Annotated in this window: 4 protein-coding genes; 2 read left to right on the forward strand and 2 right to left on the reverse strand. The window is 73.7% G+C overall.

What is annotated here, in order from left to right; all coding sequences use genetic code 11:
* On the forward strand, positions 1-212 hold a 212-nt coding region (locus OZN99_RS29085; protein WP_270938707.1), incomplete at its 5' end, for a hypothetical protein.
* Positions 213-274: 62 nt separating this feature from the next.
* Positions 275-1621: an oxygen-independent coproporphyrinogen III oxidase gene (hemN, locus tag OZN99_RS29090; RefSeq protein WP_270938708.1), complete on the forward strand. Its 1347-nt coding sequence runs from the start codon at positions 275-277 to the stop codon at positions 1619-1621.
* Between the two features lie 36 nt (positions 1622-1657).
* Here hemN and OZN99_RS29095 read toward each other — a convergent pair whose 3' ends face one another.
* Both OZN99_RS29095 and OZN99_RS29100 read right to left on the reverse strand, forming a co-directional pair.
* Complete coding sequence (locus OZN99_RS29095) at positions 1658-2137, reverse strand: hemerythrin domain-containing protein (RefSeq protein WP_270938709.1); 480 nt, start codon at positions 2135-2137, stop codon at positions 1658-1660.
* Positions 2138-2213: 76 nt separating this feature from the next.
* Positions 2214-2579 carry a response regulator gene (locus tag OZN99_RS29100; RefSeq protein ID WP_270938710.1) on the reverse strand — a complete coding sequence of 122 codons (366 nt, stop codon included), beginning with the start codon at positions 2577-2579 and terminating at the stop codon, positions 2214-2216.
* Positions 2580-2750: the final 171 nt, after the last annotated feature.

Consider the following 2750-nt stretch of genomic DNA (forward strand, 5'->3'; position numbering starts at 1 on the left):
TGCGCCTGCGCCTGCGCGGCGCCGCGCCGGAGCCCTGGCGGGAGCTGGACCTGCCCGCCGAGGCGGGGCCGACCGTGGAGCTCGAGGGTGTCGCCGGCCCGGCCGGCGTCGCGGTGGATCTCGATTCCGGCGACGGCGTCCCGCTCGGCGACCGTGCGAAGCGGCGCGTCGGCGCCGGCGTCGTGGCTGTCATGGCCTCTCGCGCGGACTGACGCGCCCGGAACTTGATCCTGCGCAAGGACCGGTGCCTTGCCCGTGGCGCAAGGTTCGTCGCATGGACGCCCTCCCCGACCCGCGCGCCAGGCTCGAGGCCTATGCGCGCCAGAACCTGCCCCGCTACACCTCCTATCCGACGGCGCCGCATTTCGGGCCGCTGGCGGAGGCGACCTACCGGGGATGGCTGTCCGCCATCCAGCCGGGCGACACGCTGTCGCTCTACCTGCACATCCCCTTCTGCAAGACGCTCTGCTGGTATTGCGGCTGCCACACCGCCATCACGCGCAACCAGGCGCGGCTGTCGCGCTACGCTGATGGGCTGGTGCGGGAGGCCTCGCTGCTCGCCGCCGCGCTGCCACCGAAGCTGCCGGTGGAGTCGCTGCATCTCGGCGGCGGCACGCCATCGGCGATCGGCGCGCGCGGGCTCGAATCCGTGATGCAGGCGCTGCGTGCGGCCTTCGCCTTCCGCGCCGATGCCGAGCTCTCCGTCGAGCTCGATCCACGCACGCTGGACGATGGCGTGGTGGAGCTGCTGGGCCGGCAGGGCTTCACCCGCGCCAGCCTGGGCGTGCAGGACATGGACGAGCAGGTGCAGAAGCTGATCGGCCGCATCCAGCCGGCGGAGCAGGTGGAGCAGGCGGTGCAGCGGCTGCGCGCCAACGGCATCCAGGCGATCAACTTCGACCTGATGTACGGCCTGCCCGGCCAGGACAGCGCGCATGTCGCGCGCAGCGCGCGCTTCGCGGCGGAGATGGGTGCCGACCGCGTCGCGGTGTTCGGCTACGCGCATGTGCCGTGGATGAAGCCGCACCAGCAGGCGATCGCGGAGGAGATGCTGCCCGACGCCTTCGCGCGGATGGAACAGGCCGAAGCCGCGGAGCGTGCGCTGCTCGCCGCCGGCTATGTCGCGATCGGCCTCGACCACTTCGCGCGGCCGGAGGATCCGATGGCCGTGGCGCAGCGCGCGGGCGTGCTGCGGCGCAATTTCCAGGGCTACACGACGGACCGCGCGCCGGTGCTGCTCGGCCTCGGCGCCTCCGCCATCGGCGCGCTGCCGCAGGGCTATGCGCAGAACATCCCGGACGAGCGCGCCTGGCTGGCCGCGGTGGAAGGCGGGCGGCTGCCCGTCGCGCGCGGCCTGGAGCTGACCGAGGACGACCGCATCCGCCGCGCCATCATCGAGGCGGTGATGTGCGACCTGGAGCTCGACCTGGCGCGCGTGCCGGCCGCGGTGTGGGAGAGCGCGCAGCCGCGCCTGGCGCCGCTGCTACGCGACGGGCTCGCGAAGCAGGAGGCCGGCCGGCTGCTGGTCACGGAGGAAGGCCGGCGCTTCGTGCGCCACGTCGCGGCCTGCTTCGATGCGCGGCTGGGTGCCACGCAGGCGCGGCACAGCAAGGCGGTGTAGGCAGGCCCGCGCGACGCCGACTCGCGGCGCCGCCGCTCAAGCCTGCGCCCAGGCCGGCGGCTCTGGCACGTTGCCGAGGCGCAGCTGCGCACCGATCAGCACCGCCGCGGGATACAGCAGCTGTTCCTCGGTCCTCGCGTGCTGCTTCAACGCCTCCGCGAAGCGCGTGACCTCCGCATGCCCCTCCGCCCCCGCCGCGGCCGAGAGGGAATCGAGCGCGCCCACGATGGCGGCATGCTCGCGCAGCATCTCCGGCAGCTCCGCCTGCAGCCGCGCGGCCATCGCCGCCGCAGTCCTGGCTGTCTCCTGCGGGACGGTCTCGCCGCGCGCGATCGTCGCCAGCAGCGCGAGCGGCGGCAGCGCGAATTCCTCCTCCTTCTCGAAATGCGGGTGCAGCAGGCGCGCGACCTCCCGCGCCGCCTCGCCGGTGCGTCCGCCAAGGCGCGTGGCCCTGGCGAGCTCCGCGTGCAGGCCGTCGTGCTCCGCCTTCAGGGCTTCGGGGATGATCAGGTCCATGGCGCCGCTCCCGCGCGAATGCCGGTCCGCATGCCTGGACGGACGACGTCCCCGCGGGGATCGCCGAAGAGCGCAGCTATGCCGAGTGGCGGCAGATGCGCCCGAGCATGGAGGTGAGCTCCGCCGGATCGTAGGGCTTGGCCAGCACCATCGCATCCTGGTGCCCGGCCGGCAGGCCCGACGCGCCGTAGCCCGTGGCGATCACATAGGGGATGCCGCGTGCCGCAAGTTCGTCTGCCACCGGGGTCGAGGTCTCGCCGGCCAGGTTGAGGTCCAGCACCACCGCGTCAGGTCGCTCCCGCGCCAGCAGCGACATCGCCTCGTCCACGGTCGCCGCCGGGCCCATCACGCCGAAGCCGGCATCGAGCAACGCATCCTCGACCAGCATGGCGACCAGCGCCTCGTCCTCCACGACCAGGACTCGTCGCGCCCCTTCCGCCATCACGGCCCCTCCAACGCCTCGCCAGGCTGCGAGACAGGGGGCAGTTCTAACGCGTTGCGCTGTGTGGCGTCGCTCACATTCGCGCGCGGGCCGTGTGCTGCGCGGCGGTCCAGGCCCGCCGCGGATCCGCACGCCAGGGCGCGGCGAGCCAGGCGCGCGCCCGGCGCGGCC

The organism is Falsiroseomonas oryzae (assembly GCF_027856955.1).
Classification (GTDB): Bacteria; Pseudomonadota; Alphaproteobacteria; order Acetobacterales; family Acetobacteraceae; genus Falsiroseomonas; species Falsiroseomonas oryzae.

What these genes read in the sequence shown, in the direction of transcription:
- hemN (WP_270938708.1), top strand. Translation starts at nt 275, where the DNA reads ATGGACGCCCTCCCCGACCCGCGCGCCAGGCTCGAGGCCTATGCGCGC.
- OZN99_RS29095 (WP_270938709.1), bottom strand. Translation starts at nt 2,137, where the DNA reads ATGGACCTGATCATCCCCGAAGCCCTGAAGGCGGAGCACGACGGCCTG.
- OZN99_RS29100 (WP_270938710.1), bottom strand. Translation starts at nt 2,579, where the DNA reads ATGGCGGAAGGGGCGCGACGAGTCCTGGTCGTGGAGGACGAGGCGCTG.